Source organism: Cupriavidus sp. 96C5-1, assembly GCF_057798855.1.
Map to the genome: position 1 here is coordinate 40,201 of NZ_JBYOJU010000029.1, position 19,873 is coordinate 60,073.

The window sequence follows — 19,873 nt, forward strand, 5'->3', positions numbered from 1 at the left end:
CTGCGGCCGGTGGGTCTGGCCCTGCATGGGGCGCGGACTGCACTCTGGGTGAGCGTCGGGCTGGCCGGACCGCAATTTTATAGTTTTTCGGGCGCCGCGCCCCATTCTCTGCCCCGAGGCAGCGAAATTGTGAGATCTTCCGCACCCCGGCAGGCCGCGCGCGCGCCCGGAGCGCACGCGCGGCCCATTGCCAGACCAGACAACCCAGGAGTAAGAACAGATGATCGATGCATTAGTCAGCGGCCGGCTGCACGGCCACGCCAGCGAACGCACCGGCCAGGGCGGCAGCCAGTTTGTCACCGCCAGGCTCAAGGCTGCCATCAACGATGGCGACACCGTGATCGTCAACGTGATTGCGTTTGCCGACAAGGTGCGCGCGGCGCTGCTGGCGCTGGAGGACGGCGAGTCGGTGGCGCTATCGGGCAGCCTGACGCCCAAGGTCTGGACCGACAAGAACGGCGACACGCGGCCGGCGCTCGACATGGTGGCCCATGCCATGCTGAGCGTGCACGACGCCAGGGACTGAGGGCGGCCCTCGCCGCCAAGGAGGCACCTCCCCGCCTCAGGCCTGCAGCGGCACGGGGAAGGTGAGATCGCCGAGCTGGGGCGGGATCAACGTCAGCCCCTGCGTCTGCGCCAGATGGCGCCTTATGGCGTCGCGATCCTCGGTATAGCGGTCATACAGCATCACTTCGCCACCGTAAGCGCGGGTGGCGTCGACTCAGCGCCGCGCCGGCGCCAGCCAGCGGCGCCACCAAGGGCGGGGGACGCTCGCCTGCAGCCGCAGCGTCGCCGCACGCCGGGCCAGGACTTCCACCCAGCCGGCCGGCAACGCCACCACGCTGCCGGCCGGCAAGCGCTGCGGCTGCCGCCACATGGTGCCGGCCAGCCAGCGCGGGGCCTCGGACAGTTCCACTTCGCCCTCCAGCACATAGAGCGTCGTGCCTGCCCGGGCATGGAATCGCAACACGCGGCTGCTTTCGAGGTCGAGCGTTTGCCCTTCGGGGCCGCTGCCGCCCTGCGCGCCGCGGGCGGGCTGATTGGGCTGGACGGCGGGGATGACCGGGTCTGAACGGTAGCTTTGCATGATGCCGGCTCACTGGCTTTGACAGGGTTCCAGACTACCGGGCAGCGCCGGACCTCAACAGGCACACGCCCGCACTGCGCGAGCCATAACAGAGGCGTATCAAGCCATCTGTTACGATACAGAAGCCCCTGATCTGTATCTGTTGCGACGGCTGCCGCCGCGCCACCATGCCGCATGGAATCCGCCCCGCTCTATCGCCAGCTCGCCCAGCATTACCTCCATGCCATCGAAACCGGCGCCCTGAAGCCCGGCGATCGCGTGCCTTCCGTGCGCACCCTGATGGAGCTGCACGGCGTCAGCCTGTCCACCGCGCTGCAGGCATGCCGGCAGATGGAAAGCGACGGCCTGCTCGAGGCCAGGCCGCGCTCGGGCTATTTCGTGCGGCATGCCCGGCACAAGCCGCTGGCGCCGATCGAGGAACCGGTCGCCAGCCTGCCGGACCCGGCGCAATACGTCGGCATCCATGAACGCATCTCAGCCATCACGGCGCGCGGGCACCAGCAACCGGTCCAGGTGAACTTTGCCGGCGCTTGCGGCGCCCCGTCGCTGTATCCGGCGGAGGCCCTGCGCAATGCCGCTGCGCGCGCGCTGCGGCGCTACCCGCAATTGTTCGGCAGCGCAGCCGACGCCGAGGGGCACCCGGCCTTTCGCGCCGTGCTGGCGCGGCACGCGCTGCGCTCGCGCATCACGGTGGCGCCCGAGGACATCCTGGTCACCCACGGCTGCACCGAAGCGCTCAACCTGGCCTTGCGCGCGGTGGCGCGCCCGGGCGACGTGATCGCCGTGGAGTCGCCCACCTACTACGGACTGCTGCAGATACTCGAGAGCCTGGGCATGCGGGCGCTGGAGATCCCCAGCAGTCCGCAGACCGGCATCTCGCTCGAAGCGCTGGAACTGGCGGCGCAGACCTACGACAACATCCGCGCCGTGGTGGTGGTGCCCAACCTGCAGAATCCGCTGGGCAGCATCATGCCGGATGCCAACAAGGCGCAACTGGTGGCGTGGTGCGAGGCGCGCGAGATCGCGCTGATCGAGGACGACTGCTTCTCCGCGCTGGCCGACGGCGACGCGCCGCTCGCGGCCCTCAAGTCCTGGGACCGCAACGGCGGTGTGATCCATTGCGCCTCGCTGCACAAGATCCTGGCCCCCGGCATGCGGCTGGGCTGGATTGCGGCGGGCAGGTGGCAGGCTCGCGTGGAAATGCTCAAGTACAGCCAGTCGCGGCCCAACGAACTGCTGGCCCAGATCGCGGTTGCCGAATTCATGGGGTCGGGTGCCTTCGAGCGCCACCTGCGGCGCCTGCGCGAGCAATTGCGCAACCAGCGCGCGCAAGTGGCGCAGGCGATCGCCGCCGAGTTTCCTGCCGGCACGCGCGCCTCGAACCCGAACGGCGGCCTGCACCTGTGGGTGGAGTTGCCCGGGCCGGTATCGTCCGAAGCGGTATTCGACCAGGCGATGGCGGCCGGCATCCGCGTGGTGCCAGGGGTCATGTTCTCCAATTCCAACCGCTTCGATCATTTCCTGCGGCTGAACTGCGGCACGCCGTATTCGCCGGAAATCGAACGCGCGCTGCGCAAGCTCGCTGCCGTGGTGGCGCGCGCGGCGGGCAGGCCGCAGCCGCCGGGCGACGCCCAAGGCAGCCAGAAGCGGCGCCAGGCAACGATTGCGGGCACGGCATAAAGCGCCGCTCCCGTCGCCGCGCGACACCGTTCGCGCCTCCGATCGCGCCGTTCATCGCAGCACGCTGGGCGGCGGCGGATGGTGCAGGCAATCTGGCGAACATTGCCAAAACCGGCAAACCGCGTTCTCCAGGAGTCACAAGATGCCGCACCCTTCCCTCCCGCTCGCCATCGACGCCGCTGGTTCCACCCTGCGCCTTTGCGGCGCGCGCCGCGCAGACCACGCGCACCGCCAGGGACGTGCGGAGACCAGGGCCGGCCATGACGCGGCAAGCGACGCCGGAAGCACGAAACATGACCAAGGACAAAGCAGGCGCCCCCAGCTTGCCGATACCATCGGTACTGTTTCAGAGCACCTTCAGACAGACATGACGCATCCCCAAACCGCGCGCGGCGGCAAGCTCGACGAGCTCCGCGCACTGGCCTCGCATCTCACCGCCGGCTCCCTGCTGCAGGCAGTCACGCTGCAACTGATCGCCGAGCAGGAACATGCCGCACGCCGGCAAGCCACGCTGGGCGCTGCCGCCCTCACGCCCGCCTCCTGAGCCGTCCGTCCGTCTGGCAGCAAAAGCAGCAATCCGCGCGCAGCATCGCCCGCGCCGGCGCGGTAATCTGGTGTCCCGAATCGCGAATGCCCCACGGCAGTTCGCCGCAACCTCGCTCAGGACACCCGAGGGCATGAAAGCCTCCACCGAAACCAGCTACCGCCAGCGCATCGCACGCGTGGTCGAAGCCATCGCGGCCGATCCCGCCGCCGAGCACAGGCTCGACAGCCTGGCCGCGCTGGCTGCGTTCTCTCCCTACCATTTCCACCGGGTCTATCGCGCCGTCACCGGCGAAGCGCTGGCCGACACCATCCGCCGCATCCGCCTGCACCACGCAGCCAGCCTGCTGGTCGGCTCGAACCGCCCCGTGGTCGACATTGCCGGGGCAGTCGGCTACGACAGCGCGCAATCGTTCGCCCGAGCCTTCCGCGAGTTCACCTCGCTGAGCCCGAGCGAGCTGCAGCGGCTGAGCCAGGGCTACGGCGCCGGGCCCGGCGCCGTGCGCTTGCGCAAACTGCCGCCGCTGCAACTGCTCGGACTGCGCCATCAGGGCCCTTTGTCCATGATTCCCCATACGTTCCGCCGCCTGGCGGCACTCGCGACGCAGGCGGAATGCTGGCAGGGCCGGGCGCCCGCAAGCCTGGCAGGCGTTTGCGAAGGCGACCCCGAGAGCGACGCCGGCTTCAGCTACTTCGCCGGATTCGTCCAGCCGGGCCACACCGGCGCCGCGGGCGGACTGACGGCGATGACCGTCGCCGGCGGCCTCTATGCCAGCTTCACCCTGCGCGGACCGCATACCCTGATCAACGCCACCTGGGAGATGTTGTTTTCGGCCTGGCTTCCCGCCAGCGGCCACGAACCCGACCACCGGCCCGCCCTGGAGCTGTATCACAGCGAACCCGGCACCTTGCCCGCGCTATGCGAGACGGAACTACTGCTGCCGGTGCGGCCGCCCGCCGCCACCCGGGGCGTCCCCGGTTGACGCAGCCAGCCGGGCCCGCCTCCAATATCACGCCCCCCTTCATCCAACGACCCGCCATGCGCCACGCCTCCCGACCTGTCCTGTCCACCCGCTTTGCGCCATTCCTGCGCGGCTGCCTTGCCCTGGGGCTTGTGCTGTCGGGCCTCGGCCTCGGCAACGCCCATGCCGCAACAGGCTTCATGCGGCTTCTCGTCCCGGTCGGCAACGACGTGCCGCTGGAGGTCGGCATCTGGTATCCCGCCGACGCCACGGCTGCCCCGCATGCACCCGGGCCATTCGAGCAAGAGCTTGCACCCGGGGCGGCGGTGGCCGGCACGCGACTGCCCCTGGTGCTGATCTCGCACGGCACCGGCGGCAGCCTCGGCAGCCATCGCGACACGGCCCAGGCGCTGGCGCAGGCCGGTTTCGTGGTGGCGGCGCCGACCCACACGGGGGATAACTACCAGGACCTGAGCCGCGTGGCGCGCATCGCCGAACGACCGCTGCAGGTCAGGGCAATGCTGGACTACCTGCTGACGCAGTGGCCCGATCATGCGCGCATCGACGCACGCCGCATCGGCATCTTCGGCTTCTCCGCCGGTGGTTTCACCGCACTGGCGGCGATCGGCGGGCAGGCGGACCTGGGCAAGGTGGGACCGCACTGCCAGGCGCATCCGGACGAATGGTCATGCCGATACCTGCGCGACCATGCCGATACTGCCCTGCCGCCCACGGCGCGGCCGGCCGCCGACACGGGCTGGGACCCGCGCCTCAAGGCCGCAGTGATCGCCGCGCCGGCGCTCGGCTATGCCTTCGCCCCGGACGGGCTGGCCCGGGTCCGGGTGCCGCTGCAACTGTGGCGCGCCGACGACGACCGCATCCTGCCCGAGCCCGACTTCGCCGACGCGGTGCGCCAGGCGCTCCCGGCCGCCCCTGAATATCACGAAGTTGCCGGCGCAGGCCACTACGATTTCCTCGCCCCCTGCACTGCCGCGCAGGCTGCGCTGGTGCCGGAGATCTGCGTCGAGGGCGCAGGATTCTCGCGGGCGCGGTTCCATCGCCAATTCAACGCGGAAGTGGTGGCGTTCTTCCAGCGCACGCTGGCGGCGCCGAACGCTACCGGCAAGTAGCAGGCCGCTGGGCCGGATCCGCTCCCCGGCCGGTGCCGCCCCGCGTGGCGTGCGGCCCGGTCCGCCGCCATGGCGTTCGTGTTTTTTGCCACACCGCCCCATTTTCAGCCGGGCTGCCCTATGCTATCGCCGTAGCGCGCATGGCAACGTACCGGGCCGAGAGCCCGGGCAGCACCAAACAAGTCATGCCGCCTGCGCGCCAGCCGGCCAACCTGCCATGGCGCGCTCTTGGGAAACAGGGAGAGACCGCCTTGAAGGCCGCATCGCACACACAGGACCTTGACGACAATTACCGTACCTTGTTCCAGCTTGCACCCGTCTCGCTATGGCTGGAGGACTTCAGTGGCGTGCGCCGCCATTTCCAGGCGCTGCGTGCCCAGGGCATTACCGACCTGCGCGGCTACCTGCGCGCGCATCCACGGGAAGTGGCACACTGCTCGGCACTGATCCGCGTGCTGGACGTCAACCGGCGCACGCTGGCGTTGTTTCGCGCCGCCGACCTGTCCGATCTGGTGGCCAATCTCGACACCGTCTTTCGCGACGACATGTTCGACCAGCACGTAGAGGAACTCGGCCAGCTATGGGACGGCGGGCAGCATTTCTCAAGCCAGACCGTCAACTACACGCTGGAAGGCAAGCGGCTGGACATCCGGCTGGAAGCGACCGTCATGCCCGGCTTCGAGGAGACCTGGGAGCGCGTGCTGCTATCGATCGAGGACATCACCGCGCAGGTCGCCACCGAGCGCGAGCTGCGCCGCAGCGGGCAATATGCGCTGGGCTTGTTCGAGCATTCGCCGGTATCGCTGTGGGTCGAGGATTTCAGCGCGGTCAAGCTGCTGCTCGACGAAGTCCGCGGCGCGGGCATCACGGATTTCCGCACCTTCCTCAATGTGCATCCGGACTTTATTTCGCGCTGCATGCAGGAGATCCGCGTGCTGGACGTCAACCAGCAGACGCTACTGATGTTCAGCGCGTCGAGCAAGCAGGAGCTGCTGTCGCGCCTCGGGGATGTATTCCGCGACAATATGCGCGTCCAGTTCGCGGAACAGTTGATCGATCTCTGGAACGAGAAGCTCTGGCAGCAGCGCGAGGTCGTCAACTATGCGCTGGACGGCCGCGCGGTGGACGTGTTCATGCAGTGGTCGGTATTTCCCGGCCGCGAAGCGGACTGGGACCAGGTACTGGTATCCCTGACGGACATCACGGCGCGCAAGAAGGCCGAAGCCTATGTGGAGTTCCTCGGCAAGCACGATGTACTGACCAAGCTCTACAACCGCGCCTACTACGAGGACGAACTCGCGCGCCTGGGCCGCAAGGGCCCATGGCCCGTCAGCGTGATCGCGGTCGACCTGAACGGGCTGAAGCAGGTCAACGACCAGCTTGGCCACGGGGACGGAGATGCCCTGTTGCGCCGCACCGGCGAAGCGCTGAAGAAGGCGGTGGGAGACCAGGCCTGCGTTGCGCGGGTGGGCGGCGATGAATTCATGGTGCTGCTACCGGCGCGCGACGAGCGCGGTGCTGCCACGGTGGTGGAGCAGATCCATCAGGTGGTCGAGCTCAACAACCAGTTCTATCCGGGTACGGCGCTCAGCCTGTCGATCGGCACCGCCACATGCGCCGCAGGCGAACGCCTGAGCGATGCCGTCAAGCTGGCCGACACCCGCATGTACCAGGCCAAGCGCGCTCACTACGAGGCCCTGGACGACGAACAGGAACGCCGGCGGGAATAGGACGGCCTGCGACGGAAACGGGGGGAGAAGCGGGAAGGGCCGGCAATGCCGGCCCTTCCCGTTGCGCGATGCACCCAAGCCTGCGCTACAGGTAGACGATCAGCGCCACGCCCGCGGCGATCAGGCCGAACTTCACCACGTAATACGCCGGGCGGCTCCAGGCCTTGAAGCGGCGGCGATACTGCCCGCCCAGCCAGACAATGCGGAACAGGCGGTTGATCACGCCGGTCTGGTCGGACTCTTCGTTGGGCGAGCTGGCCGCGGTCATGACCTTGCGGCCCAGCCAGCGGTTGACCTTGCCGGCCCAGCCGAAGCGCATCGGACGCTCGATGTCGCAGAACAGGATCAGACGGTTGCTGTCGCTCTTGTTCTCCGCCCAGTGCAGATAGGTTTCGTCGAACACCACGCCCTCGCCATCGCGCCAGCTGTGGCGCTCGCCGTCGACCTCGATAAAGCAGCGGTCGTCGTTCGGCGTGGCCAGGCCCAGGTGATAGCGCAGCGAACCCGCGAACGGATCGCGGTGCGGATTGAGCTTGCCGCCGGGCGGCAGCTCGGCGAACATCGCCGCCTTCACGCTGGGCAAGCCGCGCAGCAGCTCGACCGTGCGCGGGCACAGGACCTCGGCCGACGGGTGGCGGGCCTCGTACCACTTCAGGTAGAAACGCTTCCAGCCGTACTTGAAGAACGAGTTAAAGCCGGCGTCGTCGTTCTTGTCGGCAGCCTTGATCTTGCGCATGGCCGTCAGGGCCAGGCCTTCATCGCGGATCTCCGGCCAGGCGGCGCGGATCCTTTCGAGCTCGGGAAAGCGCTCGACCGGAATGTAGGGCGTGCGGGGGACGCCCGAGAACATGTACATGAAGCAGTTGATCGGCGCCACCAGCGCCGAATGGTCCAGCAACTGGCGCCAGATGCGCAGCCTCACCTTGCCGCGGAAATGCACGTACAGGATCGCTCCCAGGTACGCCGCGACGATTATCCACTTGATCACCCGAAATCCTCCATGTCAGCAACACCGCGCGTCGTTGCATTCGCGGGCAACAGCACGGCATCCGGGGGCGACGAAAACCGATAGTGTATCGAAACGGGCAGCGCCCTGCTGAATGAGATCGAGGCGTCACGCAACAGTTCGCCAATCTGCCAATCCGCCACATAGGGCTGATCGGCTGGCCAAGGGACGCTGCGCCTCAGGGCGTGCCGCGCGATTGCCGGGCGATACGGTCGATCAGTGCGCTGGCATCGTCCGGCAAGCCCTGCAGCGTCAGCAGGCGTGCGTTGAGCACCATGTTCTCCAGCACCAGCTTGGCGGTCGAGGCCCACATGGTGGCCAGCAGCGCGTCCACCGGCATGCCGGCGGACTCCATCGCGCTGGAACGCTGCGCCACCAGCCGGCACACCAGCCCGCGCAATGTCGCATCGTCGAAGGGCAGATCGGCATAGTCGATCGGGTCTTCCTTTTCGACTTCGGCCATCAGTTGCAGCAGCATGTCTTCGGTCATCGGCAAGCTCCCAGGAAAAGCGCGAGAGGACATCGCAGGCGCACGGGATCCGCACGCCCCTGGAGAGCAAGCTAATCCCCGGGCATCGCCTTGTCAACGCGGCGCGCGATCGACATCGCGGAAACGGCAACGACGCCCACGCCCCCCCTGACCGCCACGTTGCGAGATTCCATGACTCAGGGTAAGCGATAGACAAGACCCATCGATCGGCACTGAACAAAGCGTGTAAGCTCCGGTCTTATCTGCATCATTAACAAAACATTAGCGTCATGACCGAGCGTCTGTTGTCAGCCATGCGTCAGTACGCGTGGTTCGGTGGTGTCAAGCACCACGTGGTCCAAGGCGTGGAAGCGCTGGCCACCTTGCTCAAGTCTCCCGCAGTCGCGGCCCGCGCAGTGGCCGCCATCGTTGCCGAAACCGAACAGGGCGTGCAGGTCTGGGTATCCTATTTCGGCAAGCCGATGGATCCGCATACCACCTATGTGTTCTGGCCTGGCCGGGCGCTCAAACCCGCGCGGCGGCGCGTTGCCGTCGTGCCCTTGCCGTCGCAGCACCGGGATCGCAGGTAGCCCTGCGGCACCGCCACGCGCCCGCTGACGCCAGCCGGGCGCCACCGGCGCCGGGCTGGCACCTGGCGCCGCGTTCCGCTTTCCTCTTTATCATCCCTCCCACTGTCCCACTGTCCCGCCGCCCCTTTCCCGCGCCCTTCCGCCATGCTTCGATGCGTACCCTTGCGCCGTCATGGCAGCGGAAGAAGTGCACTATCGTCAGGCATCCGCCCAGCGCCGCAGCAGGTTGTGATAGACGCCCGTGAGCCCGACCACGGCGGGCTCCTTATGGCCCATCGCCTGCGCTACCCGCTGGATCTGCGTATCGAGATCGAACAAGACTGAACGCTGTCCCTCGTCGCGCACCATGCTCTGAATCCAGAAGAACGACGACACGCGCGCACCGCGCGTGACCGGGCTGACATGATGCAGGCTGGTTGCCGGATATAGCACCATATGTCCCGCCGGCAATTTCACGCGCTGCTGTCCGTAAGTGTCTTCCACCACCAGTTCGCCGCCGTCGTAGTCCTCGGGCGCAGTCAGGAACAGCGTGGCGGAAAGGTCGCTGCGAATGCGGAAATTGGTCCCGCGCAGGTGGCGGATGGCGTTGTCGATATGGTTGCCGAAGGCGTGGCCGCCCTCGTAGCGGTTGAACAGGGGCGGATAGACCTTGAGCGGCAGCGCGGCTGAGATAAACAGCGGATTCGCCCCCAGCGCATCCTGGATCAGATCGCCGGCCTGGCGCGCAGCCGGCGAGCCCTCGGGCAACTGCAAATTGCGCTTGGCCAGGGCCGACTGATGCCCGGACGTGGCATTGCCGTCGGTCCAGTCGGCTGCGTCAATCCAGGCACGGCATTGGGCCACCTGTGTCGGTGTCAGCACATCCGGGATCTGCAGCATCATGTTTTCTTCTACCTCGGCAAGACGATTTGGCTGGCCGGCATCCGCCGGCCGTCAGGATCCGACAACACGGCGGGTAGCTCGGGCAAGCCGCGATTGTAAGAGAAAGCGCCCCGTCACGGCAAATACGAATCATTAACATTTATCCGAGCTTGACATGGCGCAAGCCCGGCGGAATTCCCCCGCGAAACCGGGTGCTGTCGCCCGTGCCCGGACATCCCTCAAGCATGCGGCCCACTACAATGAATCCTATCCCCCCACTTTGCCAAGGAGACGGAAATGGCCGAACCGGTACACGACGAAGCGCTGGTCAACCTCTACCTCGAGCAGATTTCCGCCTTGTCCATCAGCGCCTTCGACGGCGCCGATGTCGCGGAGGAACTGGATCAGTTGGTACGCGAGGCCATTGGGCAATGCGGCGCGAGCAAGACGGCGCCGGCGGGCAACAACCTGAGCGTGCTGATCGAACGGCTGGCGGCACGCGCCGAGGCCGCGGCTCGCGAGGGGCAGCCGCAGGTGCGCGACACCTTTGCGCGCGCGGCGGAACTGGCCCGGGCGCCAGCCTGAATTCCGGGCTCTGGCCTGGCCCTGCATGGCCGGGTGCGCGACAATGAACTCCGTCGCGGGTAGCGGTCTCCAATCGTTGTCCGGCGGCACCTGCCGGATGTGCTCCCCGGTACGCTCCATTGCCGAAGTCAACGCCCATGCATCGCATCCTGCTCCGCCTGCTTCTCGCTTTTTCCCTGCTGTCGGTGGGCGCATGCGTAGGCTATCCCTACTACGATGGCTATGACGACTACCCCCTGGCCTACAATCCCTACGGTCTCTATGAGGGGGGCACGGTCTATCCGCCTGCGCCGCTGGGCTACGGCTACTACGGGTATCCGTGGCCGTACTATGGCGGTTTCTACGGCGGCGCGGTGTACTACCGCTCGGGTGGCTATGGCTATCGTGGCCCAGGCTGGCACGGCTATCCCCGCCATTACGGCGCGGGCCGCGCGTACTACCGTGGTGGCAGCTGGGGCGGCTCTGGTCAGCGAGGCGGCCGGGGCGGTGGCCACGGACGTCGTTGAGCATCGCGACATCGCAGCCCGTGCATAGCCAGGTGCGTGCGCAACGCAAGCTTCCGCCGAACTGGAACGGCTTCGACTCTGTAATTCCTGAGGGGTGTTTGTAAAGCAGGGCCAGAACGGCCAGGAGGCAAAACCGGAAGAGATACTGGTTGCGGGGGCAGGACTTGAACCTGCGACCTTCGGGTTATGAGCCCGACGAGCTGCCAACTGCTCCACCCCGCGTCCGAGAAGTGAGATTATGTAACATCTGGCCCGGTATTGCAATCGTTTTGTGCAATTGTTTTATTACGCCCTCATGAAAAACCTGCTATCCGGGCAGACCGCGGAGCAACGCGAAGCCCCGCGCATGCACAAAGACGAATGAAGTGGACATATCACGACGTGATGCGTGGTGTTGCGCATGGCAACGCCACAACGGCAAGGCACTCGCCTGCCCCGCCCGAAGACAGGCGCGTATGGCAAAGCGCCCCGCCGCCCCGCCACGTCTGCGCACAAGAGCCGTGTGCCGCAAATAGGCCTTTTCGCGAAATGGCAATCGCAGCGAAAAAGGGCCGGCGCTAGCCCTCCACCGGCCCCAGAAGCCTGTCGACCAGATGATAGGCCGCGCTGAAGGCAGCCACCTCCGCCGCGTGCCGGGTGGCAAAGCGCGCGCCATCGCCCGACAAGCGCTCGGTGTCGCCGGCATCGGACGGATCCGCCCCCTCCTGGCAGACCCTCACTTCGTATCGCCACTGGCCGACATCGCCGACGGTCGCAACGCCATCGTCGCGCTGCGATGACACCAGGACGTAGACATCCATGCCCCGATATGCCTCCACACGCCAGTCTGCATTGCTCATGGGATCCTCCCGGGTTATCCGCTGCCAGCACGACGCTCGAGCGTCGGTCTTGCGCGGCTGCGTCCGCTATGCGCCTGAACCAGCCTAGCCCGTCGGCATCGGACCCGCAAGGCGGCACACGCCGGCATGCCTACGCAAGCGGGGGCGCAGCGCGGTACGGCACGGCACGCCAGGGGCTGGCCGGATCGTCCAGGCAACGCTGGCCGAACAAGAGATGCCGCTTCAGGCCGGTGCCGGGCCCGCCCCACATCGCACGCCCCAGCAGGTAGCTTCCCGCGACCGCCTCCCAGGACTCCAGGTGCGCGAAGACCATTGCCGCCGCGCGCTCGATCACGGCCCACGCCTGAGCCTCGTTCTGCATCCCGCAGTCGTAGGCCAGCCGCGCGACATGGATGGCGCGGCCGATGTCCCAGGCCAGCACGCCACGCGCGAGATCGGCGCCCGAGGCGACAAAACGGCTCGCGCGCAGCGCCGGCATGGCGCGCTCGAGGTTGTCGACGCACAGGGCAAGGTGCACGGGATCGAAGACATCGTCCAGCAGCACGATCTGACGCTCGCGCTCGGCGCGCGGCACCGCGAACAGGATCCGGCAAACCTGCGGGTATAGCGCGCGATGCCCCTCCTCGAGCAGCCAGGCCAACGTGCCGCGCGCCTCGCCGGCGGTATGGATATGCCAGGCACTGGCGAGCGCCTCCGCCTGCTTGCGCGGATCGGCACCGGAGGCAAGAGCGTCGACCTTCAGACTCAAACACTGGTCGTGCAGGAGGCCCACCAGCAAGCTGCGCGTGCACGCGGCGCCGGCGGGCGCCGCGCCGTCTGCGGGCATGCCATGACCGCGCTCGCCCGCCCGCGGATTTGGCCGGTGGCCGGGGCCCGGCGGCGGCAACGCCTTCAGGGCCCGCCGCTTGCGGCCGCGGCCTGCCGCACCGGCCAGCAAGAGCAGCAGCGAGGCAGCAACGAGCCATGGCAATGATCGCATCGCAGGATTCCCTCGAAGGAGTGGGCGATCGCTTGGCGTGGCAAATCGGGAAAATCCGCAAGTTTGCGGCAAGCACAGGGCAAGTACCAGGCAAGAGAGCGATCAGGCCAGGAATGCGCATCGGGATGACGCGCTCCGGATCAAAGCTTAGCGGCCGGGAGTACCGCAGACGATGAGACACGTCTCAATCGAAGATCCCCCTGCGGCGCGGGCATGCGCCGGACGCCGTAGAATGGTCGTTACTTGGCGAATGGAAGCACGGAATGAAAAAGGGCTTCCATTTCTGGAAGCCCTTCTTTTATCGGTGGTGCGGCTGGCAGGATTCGAACCCACGACCCCTTGGTTCGTAGCCAAGTACTCTATCCAACTGAGCTACAGCCGCACTCGAGAAAAGAGATTATAGCGAACTTTCAGCCTTTTGGAACCCCCTGGCCCACATTTTTTTGCTTTTCCTTGGTAGAGGCTTCGCCTTCCTATAATGACAGCCCGTAGATGTGATCCAAACCATGAACAAGGCATTTGTCAAAGAGTCGTCCGGTGACGAGGATGACGACCTTCCGGAAGGCGCGACCCCGTTGCCGCCCGGCAGCAAGAACTACATCTCGGCGCAAGGCTACCAGCGCCTGCGCGACGAACTGATGCATCTCATCGATGTTGCGCGCCCCGAGGTGGTCCAGATCGTCTCATGGGCGGCATCCAACGGAGACCGCTCCGAGAACGGCGACTATCACTACGGCAAGAAGCGCCTGCGCGAGATCGACCGCCGCATCCGCTTCCTGACCCGGCGCCTGGACAAGGCCGAGGTGGTGGACCCTTCACTGCAGGGGGACAACGATCAGATCTTCTTTGGCGCCACGGTCACCTATGCGAACCAGGCGGGCGAAGAAACCACCGTCACCATCGTCGGCATGGACGAGGTCGACCTGGATAGCAACCACGTGAGCTGGATCTCGCCGATCGCGCGCGCGCTGATCAAGGCGCGCGAGGGCGATACCGTGCCCTTGCGCACGCCGAACGGGGTCGAGCAGATCGATATCCTGGAAGTCCGCTATCCCGAGCGGCAGGCGGCGCAGCCGGGCCGGGCCTGAGGCGCCGGCCCGCGGCGGCGTCAGCCGTCGTTGCGGTCGCGGAAGATGCGGATCACGTCGGGATTGCGCCTGAGCGCCCGCATCACATTGGCAAGGTGCAGGCGGTTCTGCACCTGGATGATGAACTGCATATAGGTGGCCTCCTGGTGGCCGCCCTCCTGCTGCTCCATCGCCACGTGCGCCACATTGGCGTCGGCCGAGGTCAGGTCCGCCGCCACGCGGGCGACGATGCCCTTGACGTTGTGCACCATCACCTTGATCGACACATCGAAGGCCCGCGTGGTCTTCTTCGCCCACATCACGTCGATCCAGTGCTCCGGATCCTTGCTGTGCAGGCGCTTGGCCACCTTGCAGTCCTGCACGTGGATCTGCAGCCCCTCGCCCTTGCCCAGGTAGCCGACGATGGAATCGCCGGGAATCGGCCGGCAGCATGCCGGGAAGATCATCGACATGCCTTCGTCGCCGGTGATCGGCACCGCCGGGGCTTCCTCGCCGGCAAAGGTCTGCACCGCCGCCAGGAGCGCGCTGTCGACGTCGCCGGACAGTTCCTGCAGCAGGATCTCCATGCGCTTGGCCACCACGGCGGGCACGCGGCGCCCGAGCGCCAGGTCGGCGAAAATGTCTTCGCGTTGCTTGTTGCCGGTCCACTGCACCATGCGGTCCCACACCGACTGCGGCAACGCCTTGAGTTCGATGCCGAGCTGGCGCGCTGACTGCTCCAGCAGGCGCTCGCCCAGCTGGATGGCCTCGTCGAGCCGGGTGGTCTTGAGATAGTGGCGGATTGCCGCGCGCGCCTTGCCGGTGCGCACGAAGGCCAGCCAGGCCGGATTCGGCTTGGAGTACGGTGCCGTCACCACTTCGACGATATCGCCGCTCTTGAGCTCGGTGCGCAACGGCAGCAGCTCGTTGTTGATCTTGACCGCCACGCACTGGTTGCCGAGGTCGCTGTGCACGGCGTATGCGAAATCGAGCGCGGTGGCGCCGCGCGGCAGCGCGCGGATATGCCCCTTGGGCGTGAACACGTAGACCGCATCGGGGAAGAGGTCGATCTTGACGTGTTCGAGGAATTCCTGCGAATCGCCGGTCTGGCTCTGGATATCCAGCAGCGACTGCAGCCACTGGTGGGCCTGCTGCTGGATATTGTTGGCCTGGTCGGCCTGGTGCTTGTACATCCAGTGCGCCGCCACGCCGGCTTCCGCGATCTGGTGCATGTCGCGCGTGCGGATCTGGAACTCCACGGGCGTGCCGAAAGGGCCCACCAGCGTGGTGTGCAAGGACTGGTAGCCATTGATCTTGGGAATGGCGATGTAGTCCTTGAACTTGCCCGGCATCGGCTTGTACAGCCCATGCAGCGCACCCATCGCCATATAGCAATGCATCTGGGTTTCCACCACCACGCGGAAACCGTAGACGTCGAGCACCTGCGAGAACGACAGCTGCTTGTCGTGCATCTTGCGGTAGATGCTGTAGAGCGTCTTTTCCCGCCCCGACAGCTCGGCCACGATGCCCGCGTCGGCCAGGCCCTTCTGCGCGGCTTCGAGAATGCGCTTGACCACCTCGCGGCGGTTGCCGCGCGCGGCCTTGACCGCTTTCTCCAGGGTGGCATAGCGGAACGGCGAACCGACCTTGAAGGACAGCTCCTGCAGTTCGCGGTAAGTGGTGTTGAGACCCAGCCGATGCGCGATCGGCGCGTAGATCTCCATGGTTTCGAGCGCGATCCGGCGCCGCTTTTCGGGCGGCACGAAATCGAGCGTGCGCATGTTGTGGGTGCGGTCAGCCAGCTTGACCAGGATCACCCGCACGTCGCGCGCCATCGCCAGCAGCATCTTGCGGAAGCTTTCCGCCTGCGCCTGCTCGCGGCTCTGGAATTCGAGCTTGTCCAGCTTGGTCAGCCCATCGACCAGTTCGGCCACCTTGGGACCGAACTTCTCGGCCAGCTCGCTCTTGGTGATGCCCTGGTCTTCCATCACGTCGTGCAGCAGCGCCGCCATGATGGATTGCACATCCAGCTTCCAGTCGGCGCACAGTTCCGCCACCGCTACCGGATGCGTGATGTAGGGCTCTCCGCTCTGGCGATACTGGCCCAGGTGCGCCTCGTCCGAGAACTGGAAGGCCTCGCGCACCAGCGCCTGGTCGGCGGGCTTGAGATACGCCAGCTTCTCCATCAGCCGGGTGATCGAGATCACCTGCTGGCGCGGCGGCACTGCCGGCTGCGAAGTCGGGCCGAAGAAGTGACGGTAGGACTGCGCCAGCACCGCGTCGATAAAGAGCGCGTCGCCCGGCGCGGCCGCTGCCGCGCTCAACTCGCTTTCGGCCGCCGCCTGGACCGCCCTGCCCTTGCCCGAGCCCATGGCGGGCGCGACCCCGCGCTCGCCGACAACATCGTTGCCGAGCGGATCGGGAAGGTTGGGGGCACCGGTGCGCGCCGTCACGGTCGACTGACCGGACCCGGCGCGCTTGCGCTGAACGGGAGGCAGGGCATCGCCGCCCGCATCACCAGGCGCTTCTCCGCGCGAACGCTCCGGCGCGGCCAGGGGGCTCGCCGTCGCGGCAGGAAAGGAAGGCTGGGAGGAAGACATGGGGGCGGCTTCTGGAATCCGGCTGGGTATTCAAGTACTCGAACAGGTACGCTGGCAGAGTCTGAATGCGAAGGTACGCGCTGCGAGGATTGGCCACGGCCGCCCGAAAATCAGGTCGGTACCTTCTTGAGCATCTCGATGCCGATCTGGCCCGAGGCGATCTCGCGCAACGCCACCACGGTGGGCTTGTCCTTGGCCTCGACCTTGGGGGTGTGACCCTGCACCAGCTGACGGGCCCGGTAAGTTGCCGCGAGCGCGAGCTCGAAGCGATTCGGGATGTGTTTCAGACAATCTTCGACGGTAATACGCGCCATATCAAATCCACCTCGGGACAAAACCTAATGCGATGCCGGCTATTTTACAGCACGCGGCAAGAAACGTTCCCGCCGCGCTCCGGCTCAATGAATCCCGAGCTCGATAAAGAGGTCGGTGTGACGGGCCTTTTGCGACGAAAAACGCAAACGGGTAGCGCGGATCACGCTGCGCAGCTGCTCCAGCGCATGGTCGAACACCTCGTTGATGATGACGTAGTCCGACTCCGATGCGTGGGCCATTTCGCTGCCGGCAGCGAGCAGCCGGCGCACGATCACGTTGGGCTCGTCCTGGCCGCGCTTGTTCAGGCGTTCTTCGAGCGCCTGCAGCGACGGCGGCAGGATGAAGATCTCCACCGCGTTGGAAAACCGCTGGTGCACCTGCTGGGCGCCCTGCCAGTCGATCTCCAGCAGCACATCGTTGCCCTGGGCCATCTGCTGCTCGATCCAGACCCGCGAGGTGGCGTAGTAATTGCCATGCACCTCCGCCCACTCGAGGAACTCGCCGCGATCGCGCGCGGCACGGAAGGCGTCCACCGTGGTGAAGTGGTATTCGCGGCCATCCTGCTCGCCGGGACGCGGCGCGCGCGTGGTGTGGGAGATGGACAGGCGGATGGCCGGGTCCTGCGCCAGCAGCGCGTTGACCAGCGTGGACTTGCCGGCGCCGGAAGGCGCCACCACCATGAACAGGTTGCCGGGGTAGGCCGTGTCGATGGCGATATGGGACGACGTTTCACTCATGATGATGATGATTATTCCAGGTTCTGAATCTGTTCCCGCATCTGCTCGATCAGCAGCTTGAGCTCCATGGAGGCATCGGCCAGCTCCTTGGCGGCGGCCTTGGAGCCCAGCGTGTTGGCTTCGCGGTTGAGCTCCTGCATCATGAAATCCAGCCGCTTGCCGACCTGCCCGCCCTTCTTGAGGATATGCCGGGTTTCGTTCAGGTGCGCCTGCAGGCGCGACAGTTCCTCGGCGATGTCGATGCGGATGCCGTAGACCGTGGCTTCCTGGCGGATACGCTCGCCGATCTCGTCGCGGCTCATGGATGGCATGCCGTTCGGTGCCACCAGGTTGAAGGCTTCCTGCAGGCGCTCGGTGAGCTTTTCCTGGTGATGCGAGATCAATTGCGGGATGGTTGGCGTCAGGCGCTCGACGATGGCCAGCATGGCCTCGATGCGCTCTTCCAGGGTGGCCTTGAGCGCTTCGCCCTCGCGGCGGCGCGCTTCCAGCAACTGGGCCAGCGCTTCGCTGGCCGCACCCGTCACGGCCTCGCGCAGCGCATCCTGCGACAGCTCGGGCTCGACCAGCACGCCGGGCCAGCGCAGGATCTCGCCCATGCGCAGGGTGCCCGCCGCGGTGAACGTGGCCGCGACCGTAGCCTCGACGGAGCGGATCTGCGCCAGCAAGGCGTCGTTCAGCGCCAGCGTGGTGCCGCCGGCGCCGCCATCGGCGCGCTGCAGGTTGATACGGCATTCCAGCTTGCCGCGCGACAGCTTCGCCATGAGCATTTCCCGCAACGCCGGCTCGAAGGCGCGGCACTCTTCGGGAGCACGGAACAGCAGGTCGAGAAAACGCGAATTGACAGTGCGAAATTCCACGGAAACGGAAGCCGTCCTGCCGGTGGGCGCGCCGTGCGTGTCCGTCAGTGGCGCCTGGCGGGTAGCCAGGCCGTAGCCTGTCATGCTGTGGATCATTGGATAGTCTCGCGAAATGGCCATCTGGCCGCATGCGCTCAAGCGGCCGGCGGGGCTGACAGCCCAGCAACCACGCCGTTTGAACGCCGAAAAGAAAGCCCAAAAAGGCCGCTATTGTGTTCTTTACAACTCAACGATTAGTCAGGACAATCCGGAGGCAATCCAGGTTCCCAATCCTATGACAGAGTCCAAGGGCGCATCACCTCCAAAGAGCGCACCGCTGCCCATCGGCACGCTGCTGTCCAGCTATCGTATTGTAAAGAAGTTGGCCAGCGGGGGGTTCAGTTTCGTCTACCTGGCCACCGATGGGACCGGCTCCCCCGTAGCGATCAAGGAGTACCTGCCGTCCTCCCTGGCACGCCGCAACCCCGGCGAACTGATCCCCGTGGTGCCCGAGGAAAGCGCGGCGTCGTTCCGGCTTGGGCTCAAGTACTTCTTCGAGGAAGGCCGCTCGCTGGCGAAGATCTCCCATCCCAGCGTGGTGCGCGTGGTGAATTTCTTCCGGGAAAATTCCACCGTGTACATGGTGATGAACTACGAGCTGGGCAAGACGCTGCAGGAACACATCCTGCAAGCGCGCCAGCAGGGCCGCGCCAAGGTGCTGCGCGAACACTTCATCCGCAAGGTCTTCCACGACCTCATGAGCGGCCTGCGCGAGGTGCATATCCACAAGCTGCTGCACCTGGACATCAAGCCTGGCAACATCTACCTGCGCGAGGACGAGTCGCCCATCCTGCTGGATTTCGGCGCCGCCCGCCAGATACTGACCATGGAAGCGGCGCGCTTCCAGCCCATGTACACGCCCGGCTTCGCCGCGCCCGAGCTGTACGGCAAGCACTCCGAACTGGGGCCCTGGACCGATATCTACAGCCTGGGCGCCACACTCTATGCCTGCATGGCAGGCATGCCGCCGCAGGAAGCCAACCAGCGTGAAAAAGACGACCGCATGGCGGACGCCATGACGCGGCTGCGCACCAGCTACACCGACGGCCTGGTCGACCTGGTCGAATGGTGCCTGCGCCTGACGCCCTCCGAGCGGCCCCAGAGCGTGTTCCGCCTGCAGAAAGAGCTGCGCGAACAAAGCAACGCGCTGGGCGAGCAGGCGGCAGCGCCCGCCGCCGCCCCGGCCGCCGAACGGCCCATTGCGAGCCGGTTCCTGACGCTGCTGCGCAAGCGCGAAGAACCCGCCACGGCAATCCGGGCCAAACAGATCGATTCAGGCGGCGAATAAGGC

Annotated in this window: 21 protein-coding genes, 2 tRNA genes and 1 pseudogene; 11 read left to right on the top strand and 13 right to left on the bottom strand. The window is 66.3% G+C overall.

What is annotated here, in order from left to right:
• Positions 1–220 precede the first annotated feature (220 nt).
• A complete protein-coding gene (locus tag AC3FOF_RS27280) occupies positions 221–526 on the top strand; it encodes a single-stranded DNA-binding protein (protein ID WP_488728386.1) in 306 nt (101 codons plus the stop codon).
• Positions 527–604: 78 nt separating this feature from the next.
• On the opposite strand, the pseudogene AC3FOF_RS27285 reads toward AC3FOF_RS27280, so the two are convergent.
• Positions 605–721, bottom strand: a pseudogene (locus AC3FOF_RS27285) (serine dehydratase); the annotation flags it as partial.
• Positions 722–1,087, bottom strand: a complete 366-nt coding sequence (locus AC3FOF_RS27290; RefSeq protein ID WP_488728387.1) for a cupin domain-containing protein — start codon at positions 1,085–1,087, stop codon at positions 722–724. It lies immediately after the preceding pseudogene.
• 174 nt (positions 1,088–1,261) lie between these two features.
• Here AC3FOF_RS27290 and AC3FOF_RS27295 point away from each other — a divergent pair, with 174 nt between their 5' ends.
• The 5 genes from AC3FOF_RS27295 to AC3FOF_RS27315 all read left to right on the top strand — a co-directional run bounded on the left by AC3FOF_RS27295 (position 1,262) and on the right by AC3FOF_RS27315 (position 7,132).
• The gene (locus AC3FOF_RS27295; protein ID WP_276267536.1) at positions 1,262–2,767 is read left to right on the top strand and encodes an aminotransferase-like domain-containing protein; all 1,506 of its coding nucleotides are present in this window, start codon (positions 1,262–1,264) and stop codon (positions 2,765–2,767) included.
• Positions 2,768–3,134: 367 nt separating this feature from the next.
• Complete coding sequence (locus AC3FOF_RS27300; RefSeq protein WP_017227841.1) at positions 3,135–3,311, top strand: hypothetical protein; 177 nt, start codon at positions 3,135–3,137, stop codon at positions 3,309–3,311.
• 133 nt (positions 3,312–3,444) lie between these two features.
• A complete protein-coding gene (locus tag AC3FOF_RS27305) occupies positions 3,445–4,293 on the top strand; it encodes an AraC family transcriptional regulator (protein WP_488728388.1) in 849 nt (282 codons plus the stop codon).
• 56 nt (positions 4,294–4,349) lie between these two features.
• On the top strand, positions 4,350–5,402 hold the full coding sequence (locus AC3FOF_RS27310; protein WP_488728389.1) for an alpha/beta hydrolase family protein: 1,053 nt from the start codon (positions 4,350–4,352) through the stop codon (positions 5,400–5,402).
• 185 nt (positions 5,403–5,587) lie between these two features.
• On the top strand, positions 5,588–7,132 hold the full coding sequence (locus tag AC3FOF_RS27315; RefSeq protein ID WP_488728427.1) for a sensor domain-containing diguanylate cyclase: 1,545 nt from the start codon (positions 5,588–5,590) through the stop codon (positions 7,130–7,132).
• Between the two features lie 85 nt (positions 7,133–7,217).
• On the opposite strand, the gene lpxO is transcribed toward AC3FOF_RS27315, so the two are convergent.
• Together lpxO and AC3FOF_RS27325 are read right to left on the bottom strand one after the other, a co-directional pair.
• Positions 7,218–8,120, bottom strand: a complete 903-nt coding sequence (lpxO, locus tag AC3FOF_RS27320; RefSeq protein ID WP_017230362.1) for a lipid A hydroxylase LpxO — start codon at positions 8,118–8,120, stop codon at positions 7,218–7,220.
• Positions 8,121–8,316: 196 nt separating this feature from the next.
• Positions 8,317–8,628, bottom strand: a complete 312-nt coding sequence (locus tag AC3FOF_RS27325; protein WP_017230361.1) for a hypothetical protein — start codon at positions 8,626–8,628, stop codon at positions 8,317–8,319.
• A gap of 269 nt (positions 8,629–8,897) precedes the next feature.
• Between AC3FOF_RS27325 and AC3FOF_RS27330 the strand changes: the two genes are divergently transcribed.
• Positions 8,898–9,197 (top strand): hypothetical protein, encoded by a 300-nt coding sequence (locus AC3FOF_RS27330; RefSeq protein WP_017230360.1) that lies wholly within the window; start codon positions 8,898–8,900, stop codon positions 9,195–9,197.
• Positions 9,198–9,395: 198 nt separating this feature from the next.
• Here AC3FOF_RS27330 and AC3FOF_RS27335 read toward each other — a convergent pair whose 3' ends face one another.
• A complete protein-coding gene (locus AC3FOF_RS27335) occupies positions 9,396–10,079 on the bottom strand; it encodes a Fe2+-dependent dioxygenase (protein WP_276267540.1) in 684 nt (227 codons plus the stop codon).
• A gap of 276 nt (positions 10,080–10,355) precedes the next feature.
• Between AC3FOF_RS27335 and AC3FOF_RS27340 the strand changes: the two genes are divergently transcribed.
• Together AC3FOF_RS27340 and AC3FOF_RS27345 are read left to right on the top strand one after the other, a co-directional pair.
• Entirely contained in the window at positions 10,356–10,643 is a 288-nt protein-coding gene (locus tag AC3FOF_RS27340; RefSeq protein WP_276267541.1) for a hypothetical protein, read from the top strand.
• 119 nt (positions 10,644–10,762) lie between these two features.
• A complete protein-coding gene (locus tag AC3FOF_RS27345) occupies positions 10,763–11,149 on the top strand; it encodes a hypothetical protein (RefSeq protein ID WP_488728390.1) in 387 nt (128 codons plus the stop codon).
• A 146-nt stretch (positions 11,150–11,295) separates the two neighbouring features.
• Here the strand turns inward: AC3FOF_RS27345 and AC3FOF_RS27350 are convergent.
• The 4 genes from AC3FOF_RS27350 to AC3FOF_RS27365 all read right to left on the bottom strand — a co-directional run bounded on the left by AC3FOF_RS27350 (position 11,296) and on the right by AC3FOF_RS27365 (position 13,349).
• Positions 11,296–11,371: transfer RNA gene (locus tag AC3FOF_RS27350), tRNA-Met, on the bottom strand.
• 335 nt (positions 11,372–11,706) lie between these two features.
• A complete protein-coding gene (locus AC3FOF_RS27355; RefSeq protein ID WP_017230357.1) occupies positions 11,707–11,988 on the bottom strand; it encodes a hypothetical protein in 282 nt (93 codons plus the stop codon).
• A 130-nt stretch (positions 11,989–12,118) separates the two neighbouring features.
• Positions 12,119–12,967, bottom strand: coding sequence for a DUF1266 domain-containing protein (locus AC3FOF_RS27360; RefSeq protein WP_488728391.1), 849 nt, complete (start codon positions 12,965–12,967; stop codon positions 12,119–12,121).
• Between the two features lie 305 nt (positions 12,968–13,272).
• Positions 13,273–13,349 (bottom strand) — tRNA-Arg (locus AC3FOF_RS27365).
• 124 nt (positions 13,350–13,473) lie between these two features.
• On the opposite strand from AC3FOF_RS27365, the gene greB reads away from it, so the two are divergent.
• Positions 13,474–14,055, top strand: coding sequence for a transcription elongation factor GreB (gene greB, locus AC3FOF_RS27370; protein WP_276267544.1), 582 nt, complete (start codon positions 13,474–13,476; stop codon positions 14,053–14,055).
• A 20-nt stretch (positions 14,056–14,075) separates the two neighbouring features.
• On the opposite strand, the gene AC3FOF_RS27375 is transcribed toward greB, so the two are convergent.
• From AC3FOF_RS27375 to AC3FOF_RS27390, 4 genes are all read right to left on the bottom strand, one after another.
• Positions 14,076–16,487: a RelA/SpoT family protein gene (locus AC3FOF_RS27375; protein ID WP_035817847.1), complete on the bottom strand. Its 2,412-nt coding sequence runs from the start codon at positions 16,485–16,487 to the stop codon at positions 14,076–14,078.
• 257 nt (positions 16,488–16,744) lie between these two features.
• Positions 16,745–16,948, bottom strand: a complete 204-nt coding sequence (gene rpoZ / locus AC3FOF_RS27380; RefSeq protein ID WP_006162413.1) for a DNA-directed RNA polymerase subunit omega — start codon at positions 16,946–16,948, stop codon at positions 16,745–16,747.
• An 84-nt stretch (positions 16,949–17,032) separates the two neighbouring features.
• On the bottom strand, positions 17,033–17,686 hold the full coding sequence (gmk, locus tag AC3FOF_RS27385) for a guanylate kinase (protein WP_017230765.1): 654 nt from the start codon (positions 17,684–17,686) through the stop codon (positions 17,033–17,035).
• 11 nt (positions 17,687–17,697) lie between these two features.
• Complete coding sequence (locus AC3FOF_RS27390; protein WP_035817844.1) at positions 17,698–18,639, bottom strand: YicC/YloC family endoribonuclease; 942 nt, start codon at positions 18,637–18,639, stop codon at positions 17,698–17,700.
• A 178-nt stretch (positions 18,640–18,817) separates the two neighbouring features.
• Between AC3FOF_RS27390 and AC3FOF_RS27395 the strand changes: the two genes are divergently transcribed.
• The gene (locus tag AC3FOF_RS27395; protein WP_017230763.1) at positions 18,818–19,870 is read left to right on the top strand and encodes a serine/threonine-protein kinase; all 1,053 of its coding nucleotides are present in this window, start codon (positions 18,818–18,820) and stop codon (positions 19,868–19,870) included.
• The last annotated feature ends 3 nt before the right edge of the window (positions 19,871–19,873 follow it).